We start from the raw sequence: 26,837 nt of genomic DNA on the forward strand, positions 1-26,837 counted from the left end.
GAGATTTTTTGCGTGAAGTGCGCCGCATTTCGTATGTAAATGACATTTCCCTTATTCTTGTAAGGACACCGCAGGATTACATTGAGCCAACCTGTTCTAATAAAAATTAAAGGTCTTACCCTATGGCTCATTTTGAACTCAATGGACAGTGGCAACTTACCTCGCCACAGCGTCCAGACATCAATATTCCGATGACTTTGCCTGGCGATAATGTCTCTGCACTTTTGCAAGCAGAGCTTATTCCTAACCCATATGTGGCAGATAATGAATCCAAGGTTCGTTGGATTGAAGAATGCGATTGGCATATTGAACGCGAGTTTGCTGTCGATGGTTCTGTGCTCTCTGCCAAACAAGTGTGGATGACGCTAACCCGTGTAGACACCTTAGCGACCTTTTATATCAATGGTGAGCAAGCACTAACTAGCAGCAACATGTTTGCCCAGCAACGTATTGATATCAAACCTTACTTAAAGCAAGGCACTAACGCGATTCGAGTTGAGTTTGTCCGTGTGGATTTAGAAGGGCTAGAACGTGCAAAGAAACTGCCATTCCCTATTCCTTCGGCGATGGGGAACAACCAGATCCCGCACATGAACTTGATTCGTAAAACCCAATGTCATTCAGGTTGGGACTGGGGCATTTGCTTGATGGTCTCTGGTATTTATGACCCGATTCTAATTGATGTCGTTGAAGATGTGTGGCTAAAAGGATTCGCGACAGAGCAACAATGGAAAGCTGACGGCAGTGTGCAGATCGATGTCTTAGTCGAAGTTGAAGCGGATACCCAACATCATGAAATTGTTGTTGAATTTGATGGTCAGCGCCAATCGATTCAAACCGAAGGAAGTGGTCACTATCACTGTCAGTTCCATATTTCCAAGCCAAAACGCTGGTGGCCTGCGGGTTATGGCGAAGCGCATCTTTATCCGATAACGGTCGCTTGTGGTGAGCAATCACTGTCACGCATGATTGGTTTGCGAGAGCTGAGTCTAAACAACCAAGCTGATGAGCATGGCTCGGCGATGGAGTTTGTCGTTAACGGCGTGCCAATCAATGCTAAGGGTGCAAACTGGATTCCGGTGGACGCCATGCCGGGGCGAGAGTGTGAAAGCCGATACCGCAATCTGTTACAGAGTGCTATCGATGCCAATATGAACATGATTCGTGTCTGGGGTGGAGGCCAATATGAGAGCGAAACTTTCTACAACCTGTGTGATGAATTAGGCCTGTTGGTTTGGCAGGACATGATGTTCGCTTGCTCGCTGTATCCATCCGATGACGATTTCTTGAAAGATGTGGAACAAGAGTTGCGATTCCAAATCCCACGTTTGAAAGAGCACCCTTCGATTGCACTTTGGTGTGGCGATAATGAAGTGATTGGTGCGATTGGCTGGTATGACGAATCCAAGCACAACAAAGTCAAATACACAGTGAATTACGATCGTCTAAATCGAATGATCGAACAAGTCATTGGTCAGCAAGACGATTCACGCCGTTTTTGGCCGAGCTCACCTTGTAATGGCGAGTTGGATTTTGGCGATGCGTGGCATGATGACAGTAAAGGTGACATGCACTTCTGGGACGTTTGGCACTCAGGCAAATCGTTTAATGCTTATCTAAACATTAACCCGCGTTTTTGTTCCGAGTTTGGCTTCCAATCTTGGCCGTCTTTTGCAGAGGCAAAGAAGTTTGTGCCAGAGCAAGACTGGAACGTCACCTCTCCAACGTTTGAGCAGCACCAAAAGAACCCTCGTGGTAACAGTATCATCACAGAGATGTTTACTCGTTACTTCCGCTTCCCATCAGGCTTCGAGGAGATGTTGTACTTAAGCCAAGTTCAGCAAGCGATGGCAATCAAAACTGCTTGTGACCATTGGCGCGCCATCTCTCCAATATGTCGTGGCATGTTGTATTGGCAGCTTAATGACAACTGGCCAGTGAGTTCTTGGTCTAGTTTGGAGTACAGTGGCCGTTGGAAGCAATTGCATTACCATGCGAAACGCTTCTTTGCGCCCCAGTATTTGGTGTTCTCAGAGCACACCGGTAAGCTGAGCCTCCATTTGCTAAACGATGCCAAAGAACCCGTTGATGTGAGTGCGCAATTACATTGGGTGAACTGGCAAGGTGAAGTGAAGCAAACTTGGTCGCTAGAGCACACCGTTTCCAGTGACAGCAACATGGTTGTCTGGCAGTTGGATGGGCAGTTTGATTCGTCTGAATTGAAGTCAGGCTTCCTCTACGTAGAGGGACAAGCAGGCGAAGAGCGAATCACGAACACATGGTTTAGCACTCATGAACTGAAAACCCTGCCGATGCAGAAGGCGAACATCAAAGTGACGATAGAAGCCAACCAAATCACGCTGGTGGCAGATAAGCCAGCATTCTTTGTGCATCTAGAAGCGGACACGGATGGTCGATTCTCCGAATCCAGTTTGACGTTACTTGCTGAACAACCTGTAACCGTGACGTTTTTTGGTAAGGATGTGGCGGCGATGGCAGAGTCACTTCGTGTTTACCATTTAATGCAATAAGAAAGCTTAAGCGAGTCGAAGCACAATACATTCAGCAAAAGGGAGCTTACGGGCTCCCTTTATTGTTTCTTGGGTTCGCTAAAACAAATGACGCTTAGCCCAAGTTATGGCCTGCATTCTATTTTTGACTTCCAGTTTTCGAAAAATGCTATATAGATGAGATTTCACCGTGTGCTCGCTCACAAACAAAGAGTCTGCGATATCCAGGTTCGAGCCTCCTTGACATAGTGCGGTCAATACCTGCATTTCTCGCCGCGTGAGCTCAATATCGAGCTTACTGTCTAACTCAGTAACGGTGTGATTTAAGTTCATCAAGTAGCCAATCAATCGATTAAGAATATCTCGAGATAACCAGTTCTCCCCATTTAAGATTCCTTTAAGACCTTTGATTACTTTGTCGAAATCGTCTTCAAAATAAAATAAACCTTTTAGGTTAGACCAGCTGAGTAAACTCTCTACACCTAAGTTTGGTTCGGCATTGACTAATATCGTAGCGTCGACGTGGTGAAGTTCACTCAATGTGACTTTAACATCACAGAGGTCGGGTAGAGAGCTGTCAACGATCGCGACATAGTGTTCGTCATAGTGAACGGGTAGTTCCACATCCGCCCCTTTGGCTAATAAAACGGGTTGCCCTAAGCGCTGCTCGATTGCAGTTTGTAATCCTCTGCCTTGAATATTGTTGAAGGTGAACAATAAAATAGTGTTGTTGGTTGGATTGTCGTACATCATTAGTTTGCCTCCTGTCGAGACTGCATAAATTCATTTCCTACTTGGTGAAAGCGGTAGAGCACCAGATCGAGTAATCCGTCAAAGCAATGTTTCACCATGGGGTTTTCAAATATCCTGGCAGCAGGCGCTTTAAAAAAGGTGACTCGCCGATGGTGGTAGAAATCCCGTATAAAAATGTCGAACAAAAGTTGTTTAATCACGGGCTCATGAACAGGAAAGTGGATGATCGCGTTGCCCATTACTTGAATAATGTCAGAGACCAAAAACTTCAAAATTGAGCGGCCTAAATGCCATAGGCTAAGAATCCTGAATTCAGATCTCAGCTCCTGATAAATCATGTGTCCGACTAACATACCTTTACAGTAATAAAGCCGAGCTTTACTTGGGGATTGGTCGAATTGGTTAAGTGTATCTTCCACGCCTCCTGGCGTTATCAGTTGCTTATGTACAGCGTTGATTTGCTCGAATTCAGACACACTGATTTGGTTGAGGGAGCAACTTTTTACATCGGTAACTTGGTATTCGTACACAATGTCTTTAAAGCTCAAATAAATACTTTTACTTTGAGAAGCTTTGACTCTTTTATACTCGCTGGAGGTGTATTGATATTGTTCTCCGATGAAGTGTGAAAAGGCCAGTCGCTTTAATAGACTCGGTGTAACTTTACCGCTTTCCCACTGGCTTAATGTTGGTTGATTTAAGCTTTCGAAAGCGCTGTAACTCCTTGCTAACTCATCGGCTAACTGGCCTTGAGTCAAACCCCTTTCCTTTCGAATTGCAGCAACAGCATGCGAAAATTCTAACTTGCTAACCATATATCTACGTCCTGAACTCATTATATTTTTTGATTGCTTGAAGCAGCCCGAGATGGGCCAAATTTCTATGTTCTAGATTTTTTAGTGAGGTACATCATTTGGTCAGCATGCTGGATAAGCGCGTCACTGTTACTCCCTTCATGAGGGAAGCGCGCCATTCCGATACTCAAACCGATGTGAACGTTTTGAAAATGGATGAAAATAGGTGCACTACATGCGTGTTGTAGTAAAGACTGAAATTGTTCTAAATCCTTTGTACTTTCTAGGTTGGGAAGACAAAGGATGAATTCATCACCACCAATTCGTGTAGCAAATTGATCGTTACCCAGCAGTTGTAAGATCCGTTGGGCGGTGACTTTCAAAACCTTGTCGCCGGCATCATGGCCGAACTTATCATTCACGGCTTTAAAGCTATCTAAGTCGATGTACAACAGAGTAAACGGTTGAGCGCGTTGTATCTGATGTTCAATTAACTGATGGCCTTTAAAGCGGGAATAACACCCTGTCAGCTCGTCTATCTCGAGCAGTCTTTCTAGTTTTTCGACCTGTTCGTACTGCATTTGCCAAGCGTTTTGCCAATAACGCTCTATAGAAAGCAATCCTTTGTAAATAAAAAGGTTGAACAGGTACAGAAACGTACTCCGAATGGAGAACTCACTTAAACCCTGTAGTTTAAACGGGTCACTACCTGCAACTATCAAATCTATGTTAAAGCAAGCAGCCATTGATAGTGCGTATGCAATTAGCGACCAAAATACGCCAAATTCAATTAAGGCTAAAAGGAGATTGACCGTCACTAACGACGAAAAGAGAAAATGCCCGCCTAAAAAATAATATAGGTAAAAAGTGAGTGTGAATGCGAGGATAAGAGCAATAACCACCGCTTTGTTTTTTTGTTCGAGAACGAAAAAGCGCCCAGCCCAAAGATAAGTTAGGCAGGCGACAGCGGCGAACAGGTAAGGAAGGTATACAACAAATTCTACCCCTCTAATTGCACAAGCGAATAGGGTAATCAGAATGCCCAAACTCGTAGAGCGCATGTAATAGCGCGTAAAAATTTTGGTGAACTGTGTTCTGTCCATAGTTATGTCTCAAAGGAACAGCAAATAATGGGCAGACTAGGAGAGGATTCTGTATGGATTGAGTGTGGATGGATGACTTGTAAAGACGAAACGACTTACCCCGCATGAGTCTGTAAATGCCAGGCGCATGTGCTTTTTTGGGCGTTTTTCTCGTCTGCAAGCGACACTGCATTTCATAAAGTTGCTCGATACCTACTGCCGTTTTTATAAACTATTCTATGAGGCAGGGTTGCATAAAACTATACGGTTTTCGGGAAAATGCCCCGATCTCAATATGTCCGCATAAAAAGTGGGTAAACGGCAAATTTAGTGAGGTAAAACTAGTACTTACATCCTACTAGTGAATTTAAATTCAGTCTAAAGTATGAGGTGTCTACTTGAGTTTTTGATGGATACGGTAACCCATCGCGTAACCAAGATAAAATAGCGCAGCGAGTGTGAAAAAAGCGGATATATAGGCAACAAGATGATTCAGCCCCAATCCGAAGGATAGAGTGAATGCGATACCATTTACGGCTTCTACTGGGATCTTGTACCACGCGGAATGCACAGTTGATCCAAATAGAATTAATGTACCAATTAAAAAAAGTGTGCCGACTGTTAAGCCAACCCATCTGCTGCTGTTCATGCGTCTTCTCAAGGGTTACGACGTTCGTAACAAAATATTACAAGACAAGCATTATACAACTGAGTGAGGGGCAAGGTGGTAGCAATATTTGCACGATTAAATCAAGAGGCCACCGAAGTGACCCCTTTTTAACCGGTTAGCATCTTAATTAGCCAATCCACCGGATGAAGTAAGGGATGATCAGCGCGTTCGCCAAATCGATAAAGAAAGCACACACCAAAGGCACAATAATAAAGGCTTGGTGAGAGTTACCGTATTTTTGTGCAACGGCCGACATGTTCGCCATTGCGGTTGGGGTAGAACCCAAAGAAATCCCCCCAAAACCAGAGCAAACAACCGCAGCGTCGTAGTTCTTTCCCATTAGAGGAAAAACGACGAATATGGCGATGCAAATAGCCACAAAGAACTGCGCGCCAAGAATGATAAAAATAGGTCCTGCTAAATCGACCAAAGCCCATAGCTGCATGCTCATCAGTGACATGGCTAAAAACGCGCCCAACGCCATATCCGCAATCAACGCAACCGCTGGTTTTCTTGCTGGCCAACGAGTACCTGTAAGGCGAGGGTAAGAGGCGGGAATAAGGTTAGAAATCAAGATACCGGCAAACAAACAGGTCACAAACAACGGCAATTCCAGTCCTAAGCTGCTTACGCCTTCGTTTAAAATCGCGCCCAAGATGATACAAACATGGATCGCTAACATCGCATCTAAGAAGTCATAAGCATTGATAGACGGTTGCGGTTCATCCTGCGCCGTACCCACGTCCATTTCTTCCACTTTAGCTGGCTTTAGGTTGTGTTTGTTGATCAGGTATTTTGCAATCGGCCCGCCCATCAAGCTTGCTAAGATCAAGCCAAACGTTGCACTTGCGATGCCGATTTCCATTGCGGTATCAAGATCGAATATTTCAGCGATGCGAGGTGACCACGCAATCGCGGTTCCATGTCCGCCGATCAGAGATACCGTGCCGCTCAACAAGCCAACCGCCTCTGGCTGATCTAACATGGTCGCGATTCCAATGCCGGTTAGGTTTTGAATCAACATATAACCGATGGTGACCGAAAGCAGGATCAATAATGGCTTACCGCCTTTGAACAGATCTTGCAGACTGGCGTTGATGCCGATAGTGGTAAAGAAATACACCAACAACAAGTCTCGGGTAGCAAGATCAAATTGGACATCGATTTGAGTGACGTAATGGATAACGGCGAACAACACTGATACTAAGATGCCGCCGGAAACGGGTTCAGGAATACTGAATTCCTTTAAGAAACTGCTGGCTTGGGTTAGGCGCCTGCCTAAAAACAACACGATGATCCCGAGGGTCACCGCGAGAAAAGATTCGACCTGTAATACACCGTCGACAAAGTTCATAACCACTCCTGCTTTGGTAAAACATGATGAGAGAATTAATCGGTACGTTTATCTCTAAACATACTGACATGTTTGTATGACATCCAATTGCATACCAACGAATTTGAACCAAGTCGGATTGTGTTAAGAATCGTATTTTCGTAACCGATAGAAAAGAGGAGTAATACAAGGTCACATGTACCTATGCATGACTCCTCTTGCTTCGATTAAGAACTCGTTAGTGAAATAGCCAGTAGCTTTCTGGATTGTCTGGACATTGATAAGGACCACATTCGGCAAAAGTCCCAATAACATTGAGTGCCACAACAGAAATCGCCAGCAAACATGTGATGCGACCTAGGTTGCTCATTTCGTATGGTTCTGGAGACTCCTCTTTACTGGTGAGCATCAGAATAACGGCGACCGCGAAAATGGTGGCAACAAACAACACAAACGCCCAAGTGTAATAGTGCATCCCGAAGATAGGGCTACCGTATCCAGGCGTACCGGGAATCACGTGTAAAGAGACTTGTCTCAGTGACGTAGCGACGCCATAGAGTGCGCCGATAAGGACCACACCATAATGTCGCGACTGCGGCCCATACACCACGTTCAACAAGAAACCGAACATGATCATGATGAAGCCAATGCGCTGCAATAAACACAAAGGGCAAGGCAACTCGTTCAGTACAAATTGCAGAACAAAGCCAATCAGTAGAACGGCTGTCATGCCCAGTAAACCAAGGGTATTGAGCAAAGCCAGATAGTTTCGATTCATGTGCAATCCCCCTTACAACAAGATGGATAGAGGGTCGGTGGCGTGATGATTGAACCAATACAATCCAATGATCACCGAGGAAGCAAAGAAGGCATAGCCCACCGCTTTCTTACCTAAAAATGCACTGAGCATCGCAATTAATAACAGCAAAAAGATTAATGTCATCATGAGGGAGTTCCTTCCTTACTCTCTGATTTCAATCCTTTTAACTATAGGAAACGCGAGCCAATGCGCGACTTTATACCCAATAAAAAAGAGGAGGGGTTAGATTCGAGGTCCCCGTTGAAGCTAACCCACTCCCCAAAATCGTTACTTAACTCATTCGGTTTAACTTTGTGGAGATTGCTCTAATGCCCAATCGCCACCCAGTGATTTGTAGAGTGCGACAGTGACCTGAGCCGTTTGCAATTTGGCTGCGATTTGTCGGTCTTGCATCATGCGTTGTTGGCGCTGAGCATCCAGTACCGACAAGTGGTCAATCAACCCAGCACGGTAGAGAGATTTGGCTTTCCCCACGGCTTTATCTGTCGCAACTAGAGCATCATCAATGCGGCGCTGATTCTCTTGGCTTCTGCCATAGGCAAATAAGGTGGAATCCACTTCAGCAAAAGCCGAATCTACGGCGTGTTGGTAAGTCAGTGTTGCTGCGTCAAAACGAGCTTGGTTGATGTCTTCTAAAGCATCGCCACGACCACCATCAAAGACATTCCAACTGATGCCTGCCGCGCCAACCCAGCCGAAAGAATCACTGCTAAACAGGTCATCAAAGCTAGAAGCAGACACGCCCGGAGCGCCGGTTAAGAAGAACTTCGGATATTGATTGGCGATACTTGCCGCAAGTTCTTCATTGATGGCTGCAATTTCTCGCTCCGCTAAGCGGATATCAGGGCGTCGCTGCAGTAAGTCAGAAGGTAATCCGATTGGCACGACATTTTGCATTGCAGGTACACCTTGAGTCTCTGCAAGTCGCACTTCGACTTTTGATAAAGGCTCACCAAGTAGTACCGCGATACGATGTTTGTGTACTTGCTGCGCGATTTCCAATTGAGGAATGATTGACTCCATCGCTGCAAGCGTCGCTTTGGCCTGCGCTAAGTCGAGATCCGAGCCATAACCGCTGCGAACCACTTTCTTGACCAAGTCCATGGTTTTTCTTTGGTCTTCAAGGTTTGATTTAGCTAAGTCGAGACGCTCGCTTGCCCCTTGATACTGCAAGTAGTTATGAATTAAATCTGCAGTAAGCAAAGTCGTCAGCCCGCTTTGATAGATTTCTGCTTGCTCAACACGTATTTGCGCCGCATTGGATTGACGATCAATGCGACCGAACAAATCCAATTCCCAAGCGATACTTGCGCCGGCAAATACACCATCATGCTGGTTGTCCAACAAGGTTGTATTGCCAATTTGTGGTGGCAGGCCTGCGGCGGAATCACCAATCGGATTCAGCGCAGGGCCAAGCAGTGAATCGTTCTTACTCAGCTGATAATTGACGTATCCGGCACCAACATTGATGGTTGGCACCTTGAATGACTCGACAACGGTCTTATAGCTCTCTGCCATTTTGATGCGTTCTGCCGCGACCTTAAGCGGGATGTTTTGACTTTGCATATCAAGCACCAAATCGTTCAACGTAGGGTCGTTAAACTCTGTCCACCAAAACGCTTCTCTCTCATCATTGTTGCTGACGCCATTCTGGTCGGCATACAAATAAGTCTCTGCCATGCTGGTGGTTGGCGTTTGATAGTCTGGCCCAACGGCACAACCGGATAAACTTATTGCCAATACCAGTGGCGCGATAACGAACTTTCTCATGATTACGCCTCCTTCAATTCAGCGTCAGTTTGCGTGGTTGGTGATGTTTCTCTGTATGCCAAGCGATACAGTGCCGGCATGATGAACAGTGACAACACGGTCGCTGCTGCCAGACCGCCGATGATGGTGGCTGCCATTTGGTCAAACAAGAGATCCGAAAGCAGCGGGATCATGCCGAGTGCGGTTGTCAGTGCACCCATCGAAATCGCCATGGTGCGGTTAACGGTGGCTTCTTTGATGGCATCCGATAATGGACGGCCGTTCGCACGTTCAAGTTCAATTTGGTCCATCAACACAATGCCGTTTTTAATGATCATGCCTGTCAGGGTAATGGCACCAATCAACGCCATAAAGCCGAATGGTTTATCAAAACCAAGCAGAGCAAAGGTGGCACCGGTAGCCGCCAAAGGCAGTGTGGCTAGAATGATGATCGGTTGCTTAAAGCCGTTAAACATTGCGACCAGAATGATCACCATGATCAGCATGGCTTTTGGTAGCTGTTTAAAGATGTCAGTAACGGCTTTGTGTTCATCGTAGTATTCGCCGCCCCATTCCAAGCTGTAGCCGGCTGGCAGAGGAATCGCTTCGATTTGATCTTTCACCGCGTTGCGTACTCTTGCTGGTGTGGTTGAACGCTCAACACCTGCTTGTGCTGTGATGGTTTTGACGCGATTGCGACGCCAGATCATGCTCTCTTCTGGAACTAGCTCAAAGCCATCAACCACTTGGCCGAGAGGTACACTGTGCATGCCAAGTAGCGAACGCACGGGCAATGTTTCTAGTGACGCCATATTTTGCGAAGTGCCACGCAGCTGAATTGGAATCAACTCATCATTAAGGTTCATCTGACCTAATGGCATGCCATCAGAAGCGCGTTTTAAAGCAAAGGCGATGTCTGCTCGGTTGATGCCAGCTTGGCGCATCTTGTCTTGATTGATGATGGGTTTGAGCACCTTGCTTTCTTGGCGCCAGTCATCACGAACGTATTTGGCATCAGGGTGAGTAGCAAAGATGGCTTTCGCTTGATCCGCCAGTTGGTGCAACACCGCTTCATCAGGGCCAGAGAAGCGCGCTTCTACTGCGTACTTGTCTGAGGTCGCCAGTTTTAATGCTCTAAAGCGAGGTTCCGCGTCTGGGAATGTGTTCTGCAACCACTTGTCACCACGTTCAACAAGTTGGCTGATGCTTTCGTAATCCTTGGTGTTTATCAATATCTGCCCGTATGCAGGATCAAGTGGTTCTGGTTCTACGGTCACCGAGAAGCGCGGTGCACTTGCGCCCATGTAGCTAGAGATGCTTTCTACTTCTGACTGCTTGAGTAGCCACTGCTCGACTTTGCGCATGTCTGCTGAGGTTTGCTCGATCTTGGCGCCATTCGGTAGCCAGTAATCAAGAAACACGATAGGGCGATCCGATTGCGGGATAAAGTTCACCGCCACGTAAGGCACAGTCACGGCAGTCACTAAAAGCAGGGGAATCAATGCTGTCAGTGCTTTCATTGGGTTATCAACCGTCCAAAACACCAACTGCTTGTAGCGGCTTGGCTTTGCGTCTTCATCGATAGATGTTGGTTTGATGAACATCCAACACATCAGCACGGTAAAGGTCATCGCGACCAACCAAGACAGAAGAAGCGAAGACGCTAAGATGTAGAACACTGAACCCGCAAACTCGGCTGAGTCGGTTTTGGAGAACAGAACCGGACTTGCACCCATGATGGCAATGACGGTCGCGCCAAGCAGAGGGACGGCGGTTTCCTTAACTGAATCAATAGCAGCACGTGTGCGTTCGATGCCTTTGCCCAGTTTTACGATCATCATGTCAGTGATCACGATGGCGTTGTCTACCAACATACCTAAAGCAAGGATGAAGGTACCTAACGAGACTCGATGCAAATCAATGCCCGCGATATTCATGTAGATCAGCGTGAGCAGGATGGTCAGCAATAAGCTCGAACCAACAATTGTCGCGCTCTTAAAGCCCATGAAGACTAACAGCACCACAAACACAATGCCGACACTTTCAAGCAGGTTACCGACGAAGTCATCAATCGCTTTTTGTACTTCTTCAGGTTGGTAAGCCACAGTAGAAATATCAACGCCAAGCGGCAGTGTTTGTTGGTAGTTTTTGATGATGTCACGAATCGTGTCGCCGAGTGAGACCACATTAATGCCTTCAACAGGGCTGACCGCTAGCGTCACCGCAGGCTCACCATTAAATCGGCTTTCTGTTAGTGCTGGTGTTTGGTAGCCCATGGATACATCGGCGATGTCACCTAAGCGAATCAAGCCTGTACCTAGCTCACTCACGCCACCTTTGATGACCAAGTTACGAATATCATCTAGTGATTGAAATTCACTGGTTTGAGTGATGCGAATGCGCTCGGTGCCAGCATCGAACTTGCCTGCTTCAAAGGTCATGTTCTGTGTGCTGAGTTGGTTCCATACCTGCGCGACAGACAAGCCATATTGAGCCAGACGTTCGTCAGGCATATCAATGTAGACCACTCGTGGTTGCACGCCGTGTAGCTCAATCTTCTTAATGCCTTTTACGGCTTTGATTTGGCGTTGTAATTCTTCTGCATAGCGGCGTAACTCTTCTGGTGCGGCGTCTTGGCTATGGATAGAGAAAAGCATGCCATACACTTCAGAGAACTCATCCTGAACAATGCTGATTTGCGCTGTAGATGGCAGTTGCAGTTTTACGTCGTTTACTTTGCGGCGCAGTAAATCCCATTGCTGCGGAAGCGCTTTGGAATTTAGGCTCTCTTTCAAGTCGACAAATACCATTGACATGCCCGGACGAGACAATGAGCGCAGGCGATTCAACTCGGCCATTTCTTGCAGCTTGGTCTCAATGGTATCGGTGACTTGTTGTTCCACTTCTTCCGCCGAGGCGCCCGGATACAAGGTGACAACGACGGCGGTTTTAACCGTGAAGCTTGGATCTTCCAACTTGCCTAAATCAAAGTAAGAATACAGCCCTGCCACCACACTTAATGCGATAAAGAACAACACGAAAGTGCGCTGTCTTATCGCGAATTCAGCTAAATTGATCATGATTCGAACCTATAGCGTTTTGATGGTTAAATTCGGCGTGTTGTCGCCAGCTTGAAGATAATGAGTGCCGCTGATGACCACATAGTCGCCTTGACTGAAAGCGCCAGAGACACAAGCTTGATGCGAGTCGATGGATTGCAATGTCACTGGCTCGGTATGCACAATAGCGTCACGAACGACATTTACGTGTAGCGTTTTCTTTTCACCTAAAATCGCAGAATAGGGGAAGCAATGACTGGATTGATCGGGCTGAAATGAGGTTGTGACCGTAACGGCTTTGCCATTGAACAGCTCGTTAGAAATTGAATCGATAGCTAGAGTGACAGGGTAAGTTTGTTTGATGAGATGCTTTTTAGGCGCGATTTCAGCGACGTTCGCACGGTATGTTTGCTCTGAACCATACCAAGACATTGCCGCTGTTTGTCCAAGGTTAAACTGACGAATCATGTTCTCAGGCACATCGATATCCACTTCCCACTGACCGTCTTGTTGAAGAGTGGCGACGCTTACGCCCGGCAATGTCTGCTCGAATGCGTCGATTCGTACTTCGCCAATGCTGCCAGAAAATGGCGCACGCAGTGTAGTGTATGCCAAGGCATCTTCCGCGCGTTGGATATTCTTCTCGACCACTTTAACCGCAGACAAACTACGCTCATAACCGCTGATGGCTCTATCCAAATTCACACTGGCAATCGCGTCATCATCGGTGGCTTGTTTCACGCGTTTTAGCTCAGCCTTTGCCAGTTTATGCGCAGACTTCGCTTCCAGCATACGCGCTTGCAACTCTTCCAATGAGACTTGGTAATCGTGTGGATCAAGCGTAGCAATGATCTGTCCTTTCTCGACATGATCGCCCTTCTTCACCAAAACGCGGTCAACGGTACCAGGAACGCGAAAAGAAAGGGATGCGGTCTCTTTTGCTTGAACAATGCCACTAAACGATTTGTTCAATGCCGCGTTTTCACCCGTGACTTCAACAACTTGAATTGGGCGAGGGGACTCTGGTTCGGTGAACGTGGTTTGGCTTTGATTACAGCCAAACAGTGCCAATGTCGCGGCACCTAATGCAGTAGTTTTGAATAGACGATTCATACGATGGCTCCATAATTTTGGTGCCATCATACAATTGTACAATGTTCAGATAATCACTCGGCAATGAGACTCACTGTCTCAAAAAACGAGACAATGTATTCAACTAAACGAGTTTTGGGACTTCTTTAATGAGGTGGTCAATAAGTAAGCGGCTCGCCTGACTCAATGTCTTAGGCTGAGGGTAAAGCAACCATCCCGATTCTTCAGTGACAGAATATTGTGACAATAGCTGCACCAAACTGCCGGATTCCAACTCACGCTTCACCAGTAGTTTGGGCATAAAGGTGATGCCACGATCTAAAATCGTCGCGTTCTTAATAAAGCCAATGTTGTTGGAAATAAGCTTCGGGTGCAGTTGTACACTTTGCTCTTGGAAGTGCCAGACATTGTCTACCTCGCCATTTGGCCAACGAAAACAGACACACTGGTGTTCCTTCAGTTGTTCTAGGTTCTCTGGCATGCCGTGTGTTTCAAGGTAATTGGGAGAAGCGACTAAACAACGGTCGAGTGTCAAAAGCTTACGTGCAACGATGTCGGAATCAAACAATGCACCACCATGGAAAGCGATGTCCAAGCCCTGTTGGAACATGTCACTAAAGCCATTGTTGATGTTGCGAATATCCAACTCAACGTGTGGGTATTTATCGTGGAAGTTAAACAGAATTGGGCGAACCAGTTCATCGGTTTCCGGCAATAACCCAAGTTTGATGCGGCCGCGAACTTCATTGGTATCGTTGCTGACTTGTTCGTTCGCCGAATCGAGCATCGTCAGCGCTTTTTGCAGGTTCTCGTAGTAGGCTTCGCCATTATTGGTGAGCGATAAACTGCGTGTGGTGCGATGGAAAAGTTGAGCGCCTAAGGATTGCTCTAATTCGCCAATTCGTCGACTCACATTCGCGCGCGGCAGATCCAATGCGTTTGCTGCGGCGGTAAAGCTTCCTAGCTCGACCACTTTAATGAAGAGTTTAAGATCGTCGATTTTCACACTGGCGCTCCATGCTTATTGAACACTGTACTAAACCGTGACACTCTAAAGCATCATAACGTTATGCACAAAATATAACGTGACTTTTGATAACCGATACTTTTTTGAAAAGAGAAATAGGGAATTAGTGTGCTGAGAGTTATTCAACGTCGTCGGATCAAGAAGGTCATTAAGTTGCTTTCTGCCAGATTGATTAAGGGCTATGGAAGTCGCGAGTATTTCTCTATCGGACAAGTGCAAAGCAGCACAAGCGAGTTGAGCAAGCGCCAACAACAGATCGCTTTGGCCTTATATGCTGATCCTCAAGAACTGAGCGCAGAAGTTAGAGCTGAGCTTACTTCCTTGCGTGCCGATGTCTCGAATGACTTTTTCGATGGTGGTGATTACACCGCACAAGATGTACTGAATCTACTTGGTTCGGGTGGTTGGAAAGGCGGTCGTATGGACGATGACATGTCGCACCGATTCGGAATGAATAGCCGATACTAAACAGGGTTGTATTAGGGAACGAATCACGATGAAGCAACTGGATCTCAACTTACTTCGCATCTTTCTGGTGTTACTCGAAACTAAGAACACGCGCATTGCAGGTGACCAATTAGCGTTGAGCCAACCCGCAGTCAGCAAAGCGTTGGGAAGGCTGCGTGATTACTTTGATGATGAGTTGTTTACTCGTGTTCACTCTGGCTTAAAGCCAACGCCTCGTGCACTTGAGCTGGGTGACAAGCTGCCGATGATCATGGAGAGTTTGGATGAGGTGATTCTAGACTCGCCAACGTTTGAGCCTGCCGATTACCAAGGTAACATTACCATTGCGATTAATGGTTTTATCTCCAACTGGCTCGGTGCACGTTTGTGTATCGCGGTGATTGAAGAGGCACCAAACGCACAAGTAAACATAGTGAATTGGGGCTCTCAAACACTCAAAAAGTTGCTCGATGGTGAGATTCAAGCGGCCATCAACTATTCGCCGATCGACACCAATAAGCAATTTACCCACCAAGTGATTGGTGAAGATGATTTTGTTGGGTTAGTGAAAATCAACCACCCTTTGGCAGGAAAGACCTTGTCTCAAGCTGAAATCAATCAAGCAGAATACGCCAGTTTGGTGGTGCCGAGTTGGAATGATACTCAGCCCTTTATTGCTAAGCACCTTTCAAGTGAAGTGTTGAAAGTAAAAGCACGAAGTTCCTATTTGCATACCTTGCTCGATGTGGTTAAGCAGAGTGAGATCATCTTGCCTTGCTCTCGGCAGCTTGCTCATTATTTGAACGGTGAGTTTGAGTATGCCTCTTTTCCTAATCACACCCCAGATGAGCTAAAAAATATTGTGCTGGTGGAATCGCACAATAAGCGCATGCATCCCATGCATCAGTGGCTCAAACGAAAAATCATCACCACTTCTCAAGTTATCATCCAAGAAAAACGATAAGCCTCTCCATTGAGAGGCTTGTTCTCATAGGACTGGTCTGAAGGGGTTCAGCCTGTTCTGCGTTACTTTGCCGTCACGTTCGGGAAGTTGTGCATTTCTTCAATCGCTTTGGCTTTGTCACTTGGACGGTAAGCACGCAACGCAAAGTTCCAGCCCGCATCGTTCACTTCAATTACGTTATTCGCGGCACCACAGGTCTCGCCTTTCGGTGCGAAGTGAATGGTGTAAGAGCCATCTTTGTTTGGTACAGCGGAGGTTGAGTCTGCGCTGTTGTTATCTGTCATCAACCAGCCTTTGCCTGAGTATGCCGTGATAGACCAGTAACCGCCTTTTTCGTAGCTCAGTGACGGTTTATCGAAGGTGATGTCAGCACACTCAACTTTGCCAGTACCTGCTCGTGAAGAGTACACCGCGTATTCTGCTGGTAAGCCAGCCCAACCTACAGCGGTACCAATCATAAATTGCTTGTTATCTGGTGTTGCAGTAATGCCAGTAGTGAAGGCTTCTTCTGTCTTAATCGTGTTGACTTGCTTCTCCCATTTCGCACGTACCGCGTCGCGAGAGGCGCTGTCCCAATCTTGCGCTGGCTTAAATGGTTTTGCGGATTTTGCATCAATCACGGCGGCATCTTGTAAGCGATGTGCCTCTTCCATGCCTGCCGTCGTAGCGGTACGCATTAAGATGTAAATGTAATCCGAGCCTGCAATTTTCGAATCAATGTAGATCTCGTCACCACCATAAATCGCCATGTGGTTGTCGTGATTGTTGTTGAAGAAATGCATGATTTGGTAAGCATCACCTTTCGCTAAACGGAAAGTGGCCCCTTTCGACACATCGACCACGGCTGTGGAGTAGAGCAAGTCGGTGTTTGAGCGAATGATCATCTGATTATCAACGGTGACGCTGTCTCGGTTTTGGTCAAACACATTGATTGGTTGGCGCTCTAGTTGTTGAGTGAAGTACAGATCAGTTTCTGCGCGGGCGAAGTTTTCGTCGGTCACTTTAACGGCTGCCATGGTCTGCATAGAGGTGATGGCAATAAGAGTCGCTAAGATGGTCTTTTTCATGTCGCTTACCTTGAGGTCGTCATTAAGAGATGACCTCACTTTATCGATATGCCAGTGATGACAGAAATGAATTGATGTAATTCAGATAATAACTAAATCGAATTGCAAGTTCGGATTGCCAGCCGTCACACGCGATGCTGTTTTCGATATTGTAAAGGCGTGATGCCATTGGTGCGTTTGAATTGGCGGATAAAAGAATCGGCAGAAGCGTAGCAAAGCATGTCAGCAATGGTGCGGATTGGACATTCGCTGTTGGTGAGTAGCTTCTTACTCTCTGTGTCGCGGACTGAATTCACGATATCTCGGTAGGTGAGGTTATTTTTGTTCAACAAGTTCTGCAATGTCCTGGGGTGGATGCCGAGCATTTTGCTGACCAAGGTTTTGCTGATATCACCGAGAGGAAGCAATAACAGAATCGAGTTGGTGGTGATTTCCAACAGCGTGTTGTGATGTTGAAGACCGTGAGAGACTTTGCGTCGCATTTGATTGGTGATAGCCATCTCCAAATCGGGCTTTTCTGCGAGTAGGGCTTTGGGGAACTCAAAACCATCGAACTGACTACCCAATATCACTTTGCATCCAAAGAAACGTTCAAGACGTTCGATTTGTGTTTGCTGCTGTGCTCCTGATTCACCTTGGTAGCGCGCTTTAAAATGGACTTGATGCAACTTCAACCGTTCGCCCAGTATCATCTTGAACGTTGTAATAATGCCTCCGATGGAAAGCAAAGCGTGTTGGTTTGTATCGACATTGGGTTCGAATAAGAACTGAGTAAAGTGGCGAGCAATGTCTTCACGAATATCAAGTTGATGGCGAGAAGCGCGTTGCTGATAGCTGTACAGGCCAAACAAAACCGGATAGATGTTTGCGAGAGATTCCTGGCTAGCAATCAGCAACATAGCGATGTCCAAAGACTGGTAGTCAATCAAGGTACTGAGCTCTAGGGCGAACAGCGGGTCTTTAGTCTCTTTGGCGGCCAAGTTCAGCAGTTCTGCAAATTGCTGATGGCTAAGCTCTTGGTTTTCATCGTGTAAGGTTGAGATTTGAATATTGAGCTTTGAGGTTAAGGTGTGAGGCTCAACACCATATCGTCTGCACAATTTAGGGAAAGCAGAGAGGTATAACGCGCTCAATCGATATTCGTTTTTCACTCAAATATTCTCAAAATGTCAATTTTCAGTCTTGGCTTGTTTTTATACTGCGCCACATTGAGTTGGTCAAGAAATGACTGATTTCAACTTCATCCTCCCGATACCGCCTGAAACGACGAGTAGAGAATAGACATGAAAAAAGTAACGAAAACCCTTATCTCTGGTTTGATATTTGCCGCTTTAACCAGCAGCGCATACGCAGACAACAACATCAAGATTGAGAACATGCACACCCGCTCTGGTGATTTTGCTTTTGAAACCAGTGTGCTCAATGGCATTCCAACAGAGGAAAGCTCAAAGAAACTGTTTAATCTGATGGATTTTCAGCGCGCGACACAAGCTTACATTTGGTCTATTCCGCTGACGTCTAACTACGCGTGGAAGGCGGCGTATGAAAAAATGGGCTCAGAAGACGGCCAAATTACTTATGTGGCATCGCATCAATCTAAATTGGGTGGCTTAACTTACAACACCTCAACGCCCTACGCGATTACATGGTTTAACGTAGAGAAAGAGCCCGTTGTGGTGAACATCCCGACCGATGAACTGCGTGGTGCGGTGCATACCATGTGGCAGATTGGCATTGCACAGATGACTAAACCAGGCACATACGTGATAAAAGCTAAGGGCAGCGAAACACCAAAGAACCTACCAAAAGGTGCGGTGGTACTTGAATCGGATACTAACTATGTCTTCTTTGGTGTGCGCTTAATGGCGAAAACGGAGAAACAGCGCATGACGGACTTGGAGTCGATGTCAATCACGCATCTGGATGGCAAACCCCTAAGCGATCGAGGTGTTAACTTCCCGAAAAAAGGTCTTGATGCGAAACACCCACGTGGTATGGAGTTTTGGCAAGTGCTCAACGAAGCCATTCAAACAGAACCTGTCGCAGAGCGCGATCGCATGATGCATGACATGTTGCGTCCATTGGGTATTGAGAAGGGTAAACCTTTCGAGCCAAATGCCGAGCAAGTGAAGATCATGAAAGAAGCGGTAGTGCTTGGTGAGGCCATGACTAAGAATATCGACTTCAACAAAACGGGTCGTTTACATCAATCGGAATATGGGCCTGAAGGGAACCGTTGGGAAGTCGCAACAGCATCAACACCAAACCAAGATCGCGCTTATGGCATGGATCTCGATGGTCGCGCAGCATGGTTTTATGAAGCGGTGACGAACGACATTGCGATGCATGGTTTTGAAAATGGTGGCTGGGGTCAGATATACCTTGATAACTATCGTGACGGCGAAGGTTATGGTCTAAATGGTAGCAATCACTACACGCTGACATTAGATGGCGATGTGAACTACGCCGATTTGTTCTGGACCATTACGGTGTACAACGTGGAAAACCGCGCCATCATCGATAATGATATTCAACGTGCGGATGTCGGCTCAAACGTTCCGGGCACAGTGAAAGACGCAGACGGTAACTACACGTTCCACTTTTCACCAACCAAGCCAAAAGGTGTGAATGAAGCAAACTGGGTACAAACTCGACCAGATGAAAACTGGTTTGTGTATTTCCGCGCTTACTCACCAAGCAAGGCGTTTGTTGAGCAGAAACCAGAAACGATTCTGCCAAACTTTAAACACGTGAAATAACCCGAAAAGCCACCATGATGAAAATTGTCGTGGTGGCTTTTTAATTGTCCGAACATTCACCTGAGAGAGTCAGATTTCGTAATCAAACACGATGATGTCTTCAAGCAGTGGTCTAAATACCTCTTTCAATGCATCGTGCTCTGGGTGAGGTAGGTAGTTCTGACGACCTGCTTCATCAGCAAATGTCATCATCACGGCGTGTGTGTAGTCTTTACTCTTTCCTTCTGGGCTGTTGTTTAAGCCCCATTCAACGTCGGTTACACCTTCCACTTTCGTTGGCATGGCTTCGAATAGCTCTCGAAGTTGTTGGATTTTTTCGCTGGTGGCAGATGCTTTAAATTTGATGAGTAGAATGTGTCTGACCATGGTTTTGAGCTGTTGTTATATTTTGTTGTGTTTGAAGAACAACACTATAACGGGCATCCACTCTAAAGTTAGCTTTTGGCTTCACAAAATAGGGAATCAAAAACGCGAGCACTTTGGCTCGCGTTTTTGTTGGTCTAGCTAGGTCGGAGGTCGTAGGTCGTTAGATGGGAATCGTTAACCCTTGACGCTTGCAAGAGCAATCAACATCAAATTAATGCAAACATTCCACCTGTCGTGAATTAAATCTAGAGCTTTTCTGATTTCAACTCAAAACTTATCCTAAAAGAAGAGCGCCGAAGCGCTCTAGTTATTATTATTTTCGTCGTTGTTTCAATGCTTTGAAGTATGCATCCAGATCATTCACATCTTTCTCAAACTCACTCGCTCGAGGGCAATCAACTGCTAAACCTGTCGCGTTGTCATGACCACACATATAGGTACTGCACTTAGACATTGCAGCGTTAATTATATCGTTATCCTCAGAGGTTACGTCGTCGACAATCTCTTTTAAACTCTGAGTCTTAACCGCGCGGCCAAATCGCTCAACAACCTTTCTCAGTAGCCACTCTTCAACAAGACGTTCATAGGTTTCACGCATTAAACCATAGCCATGTTTAACGTACATTTCGTAACTGAAATCACCTGATGCTTCCATTTTTTTGAGTTTAGGTGCAAGGTTCTTTAATTCACCAACTCGAGCGCCTGTATTCTTGGCATCCCAAGGAGGCTCTTGGAGTGGATAACCAGCTATATCACCCAGTTTTCGGATAGAAATTATGTTCAATTCAGCTTGAGCTATTCCAGTGGACTCCTCCAACATCTTCAAGAAAGCCATATCGTGCGTAAACACGATAACCTGACGCGCCAAAGCTTCCTGAGCGATACGATCAGCGAACAAGCGACGCCAGTTGTGGTCGAGAGAGTTGATAGGGTCGTCGAAAATAATCGCTGATTTTCTGTCATCAACTGTTAACTCTGCCATAAAACCGGCGAGTGCTACGCATTTCTGTTCACCTTCGCTCGCGACATCAGAAATTCCGTTTGTTTTGCCAGTTAAGTTAAGTTTGAGCAACTGCTTACCTTGGGAACCTCTAGTTTTCGTGCCAACAGCGAAGTTCTGGAAGCCTAATTTTTTCAGTTCGCTGCTGAATGCCGCTTCAAGATTGCCAATCGCACCACTCTTTGCGATGTTAGTAACTTGACCTGTGACAGATGTTGTATGGCAAGACTTGCTCACGTTATCAAACAGAATGACCATCCCCTTGCGGTCGATCTCTTTAATGACGTTCTGCTTAATCGCCGTGAAGCTTTTGCGCTCTTCGAGCTCTGTAATCAAATCAATGAGTTGTTTAACCTGTTGAGTCAAGCCATCATCTGTCGCAACCGCAGCTTCGTTCTTTTTCCAAGATTCAATTTGACCGTTAATCCATTCAATCGGACTAAACTCAATTTCCAACTGAGTAAAATCAGGCTCCGTTTTGACTAAATTGGTGCAGAGGGTCTCCAGCTTGTTGTTGAGCTCAATGATCTTGTTGGCGTATTCAGGCTTATAGTCGCGGATCATGTTAAGAGACAATTCGTATGGTTGGAGGTCAAACCTAAGTAGTTTTAGATTTTGTATGTAAGCGTCGAATGAGCCTTTCGCTTTATCTGCTTCAACCTGAGTTCGGTCTTTTAGATAATCATTAAAAGACTTCAGTTTCTCTGCTGCCTCTTCAGAAATAGGCTGAAGGCAAGTAGGGCAGGGTTCCCCCGCAGCTGGTGGAAAGACATGCTTTGCATTATGTGTTTGCACGAAAATCCTGATGTGAGTCCACATCTCTTTCCACTCTGGTGAGCAAATGCCTTCGATTGCGTGTCCATCTACAGCCTGAGTGCGAGCGAGCTCAGCTGCATTTTGTTTAGTCTTGTAATCATCATAAGACTTCTTGATGGCATCAAAGTGTGTTTGATCTAGTTTCGCTTTAAGCTTGTTAAAGTGATCAAGTAAAGGCTGCATTGTCTTTCGCTGGTCGGCGTATGACTTGCGAATCTGCTCTGGCGTCTGAGTTTTTAGCTTAATCAACTCAGCTTGATGGACTTCGATGGATTGAATTTCTTCTTGCGTGAGGCAAAGAGCGTCAACACTTTCTGGTTTGGTTGTTGAAGATAAGGTCGAAAGAAATGCCGCCACTTTTCCACCAGACATATATGGAGGAATAGGGTGAGAAATATTGTAAGGCTGTTTATCTCTCTCATTTTCCTTTCGGACGTACTCACATGCTCGAATTAACTGCGAAAGGAGCTTAGTCCCTGCAGGTTTATATTCGATGGTGTCTTCACCAGAAATGTAGTGTGCTGCCGACGTATTGTCGAAGATGCGAATAGACTTCAAGTCTTCTCGCGCAGCGTTGCCTTTTGCCCACGTGATCTCGTGCAGATTTTCATCAATAATAATGGAAATTTCAGCTTCAGGATTGCCGGTAACATCAGAGTAGATATTCGACAAGATGTTTGGAGTTTCCCCGCGAGTTAGGCAAGCATTTTTCAGAATTTTCGAATAGCTCGACTTACCTGAACCGTTATCGCCGTAAACGGCTGTTAATCCGCTCGTGTTAAATTCAAGAAGAGCATCTGATACCAAAGCAGAGACGTGGTTAACTTTACCAACACTCTTTAAGGTTACAGCCTGTCCTTCTTCACCAAAACCTGTAAGGTCGAGCGGCGCAATGTAGCCTGGATAAGATTCGTTCTGCGCCTCTAGGCCATGTTCCATCTTTGCAACGGTGAAAAGGAGCTGTAAGTCATTCGTCCTTAATTCACCTTTCTCAGCAGCCAATCTGATTGCATGACGCCACCAAAGGTTCTTTTTTAACTTGTTAGCCCAGCTAACAACGCTTTCAATCGACATATTATCCTCCACACGCGTTGTGTAGCAACAACTTATACGCCTATTCAATTTGTAGTCAATTGATTGCACTTGATTCTGTGGCAATGCGACACATTGTGCTCGAGGAAAAAGTAAAACAGCCTCATGACAGAGGCTATTTCGTCAAACTAAAGCGGCTAGCTCTAACGTTAAAGATATCTGTTTGTTCTTGGTCGCACGTAAGAGGTAGCGTTTCAAACGTGACAAATTCGAAAGATCGCCATAACGCCTCCCACTTTTCGCTAAGCGATGTATTTGCTGAGTGGTAACCAGAAATAATGCAGCCAAACTTTAAACACGTGGAACAATTCCCAAAGTCTTTATGGCGAAAGTAACTATGGTCGCTAATTTTTATCAATTGGCGATGCGTTTCACCAAGTAGAAGTGCTTTTTACCGCGCTGAAGCAACCAGTACTGATCGAACAGCGGGAAGTTCAAGCTTGGGTTTTCTGCGTCAACTTTCTCGCCGTTCACACTGATGGCGTTGTTGCCAATCAGTTCACGAGCAATACGCTTTGAGTTGGCTAAGCCTGATTCAACCAGAAGCTCGACCAAGTCTTGCTCAGCACTTTGCATGCTCGGTAAGCCATCGAGTTCCAACTGTTTTAGCTCGCTCAAACTTAGCTGCTGCACATTGCCACTAAATAGCGCTTGAGTGATTCGCTCCGCACTTGCTAAGCCTTCTTCACCGTGGACAAAACGCGTCATTTGCTCCGCTAAGATACGCTGTGCTTGTGGTTTGCCTTTGCTCTCTTTGTCTTGTGCTTCAATCGCAGTAATCTCATCGCAACTCAAGAAGGTGTAGTAGCGCAGGAAGTGGTAAACATCGGCATCTTCCGCGGATAACCAGAATTGGTAGAAAGCGTAAGGCGAGGTCTTACTTGGATCTAACCACACTGCGCCACCTTCGGTTTTACCAAATTTAGTGCCGTCAGATTTGGTGATCAAAGGTAAGGTTAGACCGAAGACCTGCTCACCATTTTGACGGCGAGTGAGGTCAATGCCGCTAACAATGTTGCCCCATTGGTCATTACCACCGATTTGTAGGCGGCAGCCGTACTGACGGTTTAATTCTGCGAAGTCGTAAGATTGCAGCAGTGCGTAACTGAACTCGGTAAATGAGATGCCTTGATCTGGACGTTGTAAACGTTGTTTAACAGACTCTCGGCTGATCATGGTATTTACGGAGAAATGCTTACCTACGTCGCGGAAGAAGTCGATCACGTTAATCTGCTTCACCCAATCCGCATTGTTTACCATGATCATTGGCTTGCTGACTTGGTTATTCATCAACTGTTGAATTTGATTCGACAGATCTTGTACCCAACCCGTTACGGTTTCTTCTGAGTTTAAGCTTCGCTCAGTGGCTTTAAAACTTGGGTCGCCGATCATACCCGTAGCTCCACCGATCAGGGCGATGGCTTGGTGTCCTGCATCTTGAAAACGTTTGAGCATAATCAGTGGCACAAGGTGGCCAATGTGCAAGCTACCTGCGGTTGGATCGAAACCGCAGTACAAGGTTTGTGGCTTAGATAGCAGTTGTTGAACTTGGTCTAAATCGCTCGCTTGGGCAATCAAACCGCGAGCTTGTAAATCTTCAATCAGTGTCATCGTCTTATCTTTATCTGGTTTGGTTGCATTCAGATTAAAAGGCGATGCGGAATCGAGATATATCCCTAAAGGGACAGTTTGTTATCTTGATTGAGTGATCAGGTGGTTGAGAAACAACTGAAAGAACTCGCTTAACGACGCGACATTTAACTGTGCGTAGATGCGTTTACGGTGATTCTTAACGGTGCCTTCGGCGACATCGAGATGCGTTGCAATCTCTTTGCTGTCAAAGCCTTGCGCGATCAATGCCGCGATTTCTTGTTCTCGTTTGGTGAGGACGGTTTGGCCAAAAGATGTCAGTGCGGATTCAATCGCGGCACGCATTTGTCCTGAATAAGCGTTAGAACTGAAGACTGGTTCGGCGAGTGTAAACTCGGTTTGTTTCCAGTGTTGTTGGCATAAAGACTGAATAATCGCGAAGTAAGATTTGAGCTTGGTGACTTGAGGTTTGGTGAAGCGTTTGTCGTCTTGCATAAAACCGAAGTAGAGCATCACCCAACGTGCCGGCTCGATTTCGATCAGCATGCTGAGCTCGTCCTTCCAGCCCGTTTGATGGTAAAACTGCTGACAGTAGGCTTGGTAATCGAGATCGTTACGCGCGACGTCTTTGCCTACCACATCTTTGAGCGTAAAGATGCCTTGCTCTTTGTTGGCGTTAAGCTTCTGGTAAAACGGGTCGTTTTGAAAAGAGGTGGTGAGGTAACGCTGAAACAAAAGCTCGCGCTCATTCTCAATCGAATCATAAAGATAGATAGGGTGTTTGCCTTCGCGGTAACCGAGGATCACCGCGCAATCAAAACTCAATAACGAAGCTATAACGCGCATCAGTTTGGGCGTAAAGCTTGGTGAATTAAGGGCAGAAATTGTCTCTGCAAGTTGAGTGTTGAATGCGTCGTTAGGCATGGGAATTCGAGTGTGCGATAAAGGTTGAGATAAGCATAACGCAACAGACAATGATCCCAAAGTGATCAAAAAGGGGAGCGTTGTGCTCCCCATCAATAAATCATTGTAACCAAGCGATTACTGCGAATCGGTCAGCTCTTTGTTGACCCAGTATTTCGAGCCAGAAACGTTCGCATCAACCAGCAAGCCAGTGGCGTTTAGCTGATACACGGCCACGCCGCTGTTGAATTGCGCTGTCATCTCTTCGCCATCCTCACCAGCGACTAAAGAAGCTTCGCTCGATGCTTCCCAGCCTTCTTCGACAAAGGTGTTGAAGTCTTTTTCATGTTCGAACAACACCACTTGTTGGTAGAACTTACCGCCAACACCAAGGGCAACACCCGCACCAAACATATTCATGTAAGTGCGTTTGTCCGTCGACTTGTTCACTGCAACACCAGAGCCGGAGTTGGTATGGAACATCAGCGACAGTTTGCGAGAATCAAACACCGCATAACCGTAAGCTTTATCGTAAAGATCTTTCGCTTCTGGTTTCTCATTGAAGAGCTTTAGCAGAGTGCTATCCGCCATTAAATCAATTGCTTGGCGCGCTTCTTCTGGCGTATCACCTTCCATCAATTCATCGATTTTCTTATCGGCATCGTCGATCCACTTTTTACTGGTCTCAATACTGGCATCAGTCCATTCACCCGCGGTGTTGATCGCATCTTCAGACCAGTTAGTGAAATCTTGCCAAGCTTGTTTAGAGAAAGCCTTGGTGTCATCCCATGTGTCTTTTGCAGTATCAGAGACGGCGTCACCAAGGTCTGAGAGACTGTTAGATATGTCGTCCCAATCTGCGTAAGCCGGAGAGGCGAGTAGCGTTAAAGCGGCAACAAGTGCAAGTGGCTTTTTCATAGGTCCATTCTTTTATGAAATCAGAT

Annotated in this window: 22 protein-coding genes; 4 read left to right on the plus strand and 18 right to left on the minus strand. The window is 46.1% G+C overall.

Annotation, left to right across the window (positions count from 1 at the left end; genetic code table 11):
- Positions 1-122 precede the first annotated feature (122 nt).
- A complete protein-coding gene (locus tag VJL_RS30190; protein WP_038876633.1) occupies positions 123-2,531 on the plus strand; it encodes a beta-mannosidase in 2,409 nt (802 codons plus the stop codon).
- A gap of 78 nt (positions 2,532-2,609) precedes the next feature.
- On the opposite strand, the gene VJL_RS06550 is transcribed toward VJL_RS30190, so the two are convergent.
- From VJL_RS06550 to VJL_RS06600, 11 genes are all read right to left on the minus strand, one after another.
- Entirely contained in the window at positions 2,610-3,263 is a 654-nt protein-coding gene (locus tag VJL_RS06550; RefSeq protein ID WP_038865010.1) for a LuxR C-terminal-related transcriptional regulator, read from the minus strand.
- A complete protein-coding gene (locus tag VJL_RS06555) occupies positions 3,263-4,078 on the minus strand; it encodes a helix-turn-helix domain-containing protein (RefSeq protein WP_038865011.1) in 816 nt (271 codons plus the stop codon). Before VJL_RS06555 ends, VJL_RS06550 begins: the two co-directional genes overlap by 1 nt.
- A gap of 65 nt (positions 4,079-4,143) precedes the next feature.
- Complete coding sequence (locus tag VJL_RS06560; protein WP_038876635.1) at positions 4,144-5,160, minus strand: GGDEF domain-containing protein; 1,017 nt, start codon at positions 5,158-5,160, stop codon at positions 4,144-4,146.
- Positions 5,161-5,533: 373 nt separating this feature from the next.
- Entirely contained in the window at positions 5,534-5,788 is a 255-nt protein-coding gene (locus tag VJL_RS06565) for a hypothetical protein (RefSeq protein WP_038865015.1), read from the minus strand.
- 148 nt (positions 5,789-5,936) lie between these two features.
- Positions 5,937-7,163, minus strand: a complete 1,227-nt coding sequence (gene gltS, locus VJL_RS06570; protein WP_038876636.1) for a sodium/glutamate symporter — start codon at positions 7,161-7,163, stop codon at positions 5,937-5,939.
- A 217-nt stretch (positions 7,164-7,380) separates the two neighbouring features.
- Entirely contained in the window at positions 7,381-7,920 is a 540-nt protein-coding gene (locus VJL_RS06575; RefSeq protein ID WP_038876637.1) for a disulfide bond formation protein B, read from the minus strand.
- 12 nt (positions 7,921-7,932) lie between these two features.
- A complete protein-coding gene (locus VJL_RS29645; RefSeq protein WP_005429588.1) occupies positions 7,933-8,088 on the minus strand; it encodes a DUF5993 family protein in 156 nt (51 codons plus the stop codon).
- A 159-nt stretch (positions 8,089-8,247) separates the two neighbouring features.
- Positions 8,248-9,732 (minus strand): efflux transporter outer membrane subunit, encoded by a 1,485-nt coding sequence (locus tag VJL_RS06585; RefSeq protein ID WP_038876638.1) that lies wholly within the window; start codon positions 9,730-9,732, stop codon positions 8,248-8,250.
- Between the two features lie 2 nt (positions 9,733-9,734).
- Positions 9,735-12,791, minus strand: a complete 3,057-nt coding sequence (locus tag VJL_RS06590) for an efflux RND transporter permease subunit (protein ID WP_038876640.1) — start codon at positions 12,789-12,791, stop codon at positions 9,735-9,737.
- 9 nt (positions 12,792-12,800) lie between these two features.
- Positions 12,801-13,883, minus strand: a complete 1,083-nt coding sequence (locus VJL_RS06595; RefSeq protein WP_038876641.1) for an efflux RND transporter periplasmic adaptor subunit — start codon at positions 13,881-13,883, stop codon at positions 12,801-12,803.
- A gap of 103 nt (positions 13,884-13,986) precedes the next feature.
- The gene (locus tag VJL_RS06600) at positions 13,987-14,868 is read right to left on the minus strand and encodes a LysR family transcriptional regulator (RefSeq protein ID WP_020196069.1); all 882 of its coding nucleotides are present in this window, start codon (positions 14,866-14,868) and stop codon (positions 13,987-13,989) included.
- Positions 14,869-14,997: 129 nt separating this feature from the next.
- On the opposite strand from VJL_RS06600, the gene VJL_RS06605 reads away from it, so the two are divergent.
- Together VJL_RS06605 and VJL_RS06610 are read left to right on the plus strand one after the other, a co-directional pair.
- A complete protein-coding gene (locus VJL_RS06605; protein WP_038876642.1) occupies positions 14,998-15,357 on the plus strand; it encodes a DUF6559 family protein in 360 nt (119 codons plus the stop codon).
- A gap of 28 nt (positions 15,358-15,385) precedes the next feature.
- The gene (locus tag VJL_RS06610; RefSeq protein ID WP_038876643.1) at positions 15,386-16,300 is read left to right on the plus strand and encodes a LysR family transcriptional regulator; all 915 of its coding nucleotides are present in this window, start codon (positions 15,386-15,388) and stop codon (positions 16,298-16,300) included.
- Positions 16,301-16,362: 62 nt separating this feature from the next.
- On the opposite strand, the gene VJL_RS06615 is transcribed toward VJL_RS06610, so the two are convergent.
- Entirely contained in the window at positions 16,363-17,367 is a 1,005-nt protein-coding gene (locus VJL_RS06615; RefSeq protein ID WP_050568823.1) for a DUF1214 domain-containing protein, read from the minus strand.
- A gap of 125 nt (positions 17,368-17,492) precedes the next feature.
- On the minus strand, positions 17,493-18,518 hold the full coding sequence (locus tag VJL_RS06620; RefSeq protein WP_038876646.1) for an AraC family transcriptional regulator: 1,026 nt from the start codon (positions 18,516-18,518) through the stop codon (positions 17,493-17,495).
- 132 nt (positions 18,519-18,650) lie between these two features.
- On the opposite strand from VJL_RS06620, the gene VJL_RS06625 reads away from it, so the two are divergent.
- Positions 18,651-20,126, plus strand: coding sequence for a DUF1214 domain-containing protein (locus VJL_RS06625; RefSeq protein ID WP_038876647.1), 1,476 nt, complete (start codon positions 18,651-18,653; stop codon positions 20,124-20,126).
- A gap of 69 nt (positions 20,127-20,195) precedes the next feature.
- On the opposite strand, the gene VJL_RS06630 is transcribed toward VJL_RS06625, so the two are convergent.
- The 5 genes from VJL_RS06630 to VJL_RS06650 all read right to left on the minus strand — a co-directional run bounded on the left by VJL_RS06630 (position 20,196) and on the right by VJL_RS06650 (position 26,811).
- Positions 20,196-20,492: a Dabb family protein gene (locus VJL_RS06630; protein WP_038865037.1), complete on the minus strand. Its 297-nt coding sequence runs from the start codon at positions 20,490-20,492 to the stop codon at positions 20,196-20,198.
- A 313-nt stretch (positions 20,493-20,805) separates the two neighbouring features.
- On the minus strand, positions 20,806-23,382 hold the full coding sequence (locus VJL_RS06635; RefSeq protein WP_038865039.1) for an AAA family ATPase: 2,577 nt from the start codon (positions 23,380-23,382) through the stop codon (positions 20,806-20,808).
- Positions 23,383-23,754: 372 nt separating this feature from the next.
- Positions 23,755-25,011, minus strand: a complete 1,257-nt coding sequence (gene tyrS / locus VJL_RS06640) for a tyrosine--tRNA ligase (protein ID WP_038876649.1) — start codon at positions 25,009-25,011, stop codon at positions 23,755-23,757.
- Between the two features lie 81 nt (positions 25,012-25,092).
- Positions 25,093-25,914, minus strand: a complete 822-nt coding sequence (locus VJL_RS06645; RefSeq protein ID WP_038876650.1) for a LuxR family transcriptional regulator — start codon at positions 25,912-25,914, stop codon at positions 25,093-25,095.
- Between the two features lie 117 nt (positions 25,915-26,031).
- Positions 26,032-26,811, minus strand: a complete 780-nt coding sequence (locus VJL_RS06650; protein ID WP_038876651.1) for a lipid-binding SYLF domain-containing protein — start codon at positions 26,809-26,811, stop codon at positions 26,032-26,034.
- Between the last annotated feature and the right edge of the window lie 26 nt (positions 26,812-26,837).

Origin of the sequence: Vibrio jasicida CAIM 1864 = LMG 25398 (assembly GCF_000400365.1) — a bacterium.
In the GTDB taxonomy this organism is placed as follows: domain Bacteria; phylum Pseudomonadota; class Gammaproteobacteria; order Enterobacterales; family Vibrionaceae; genus Vibrio; species Vibrio jasicida.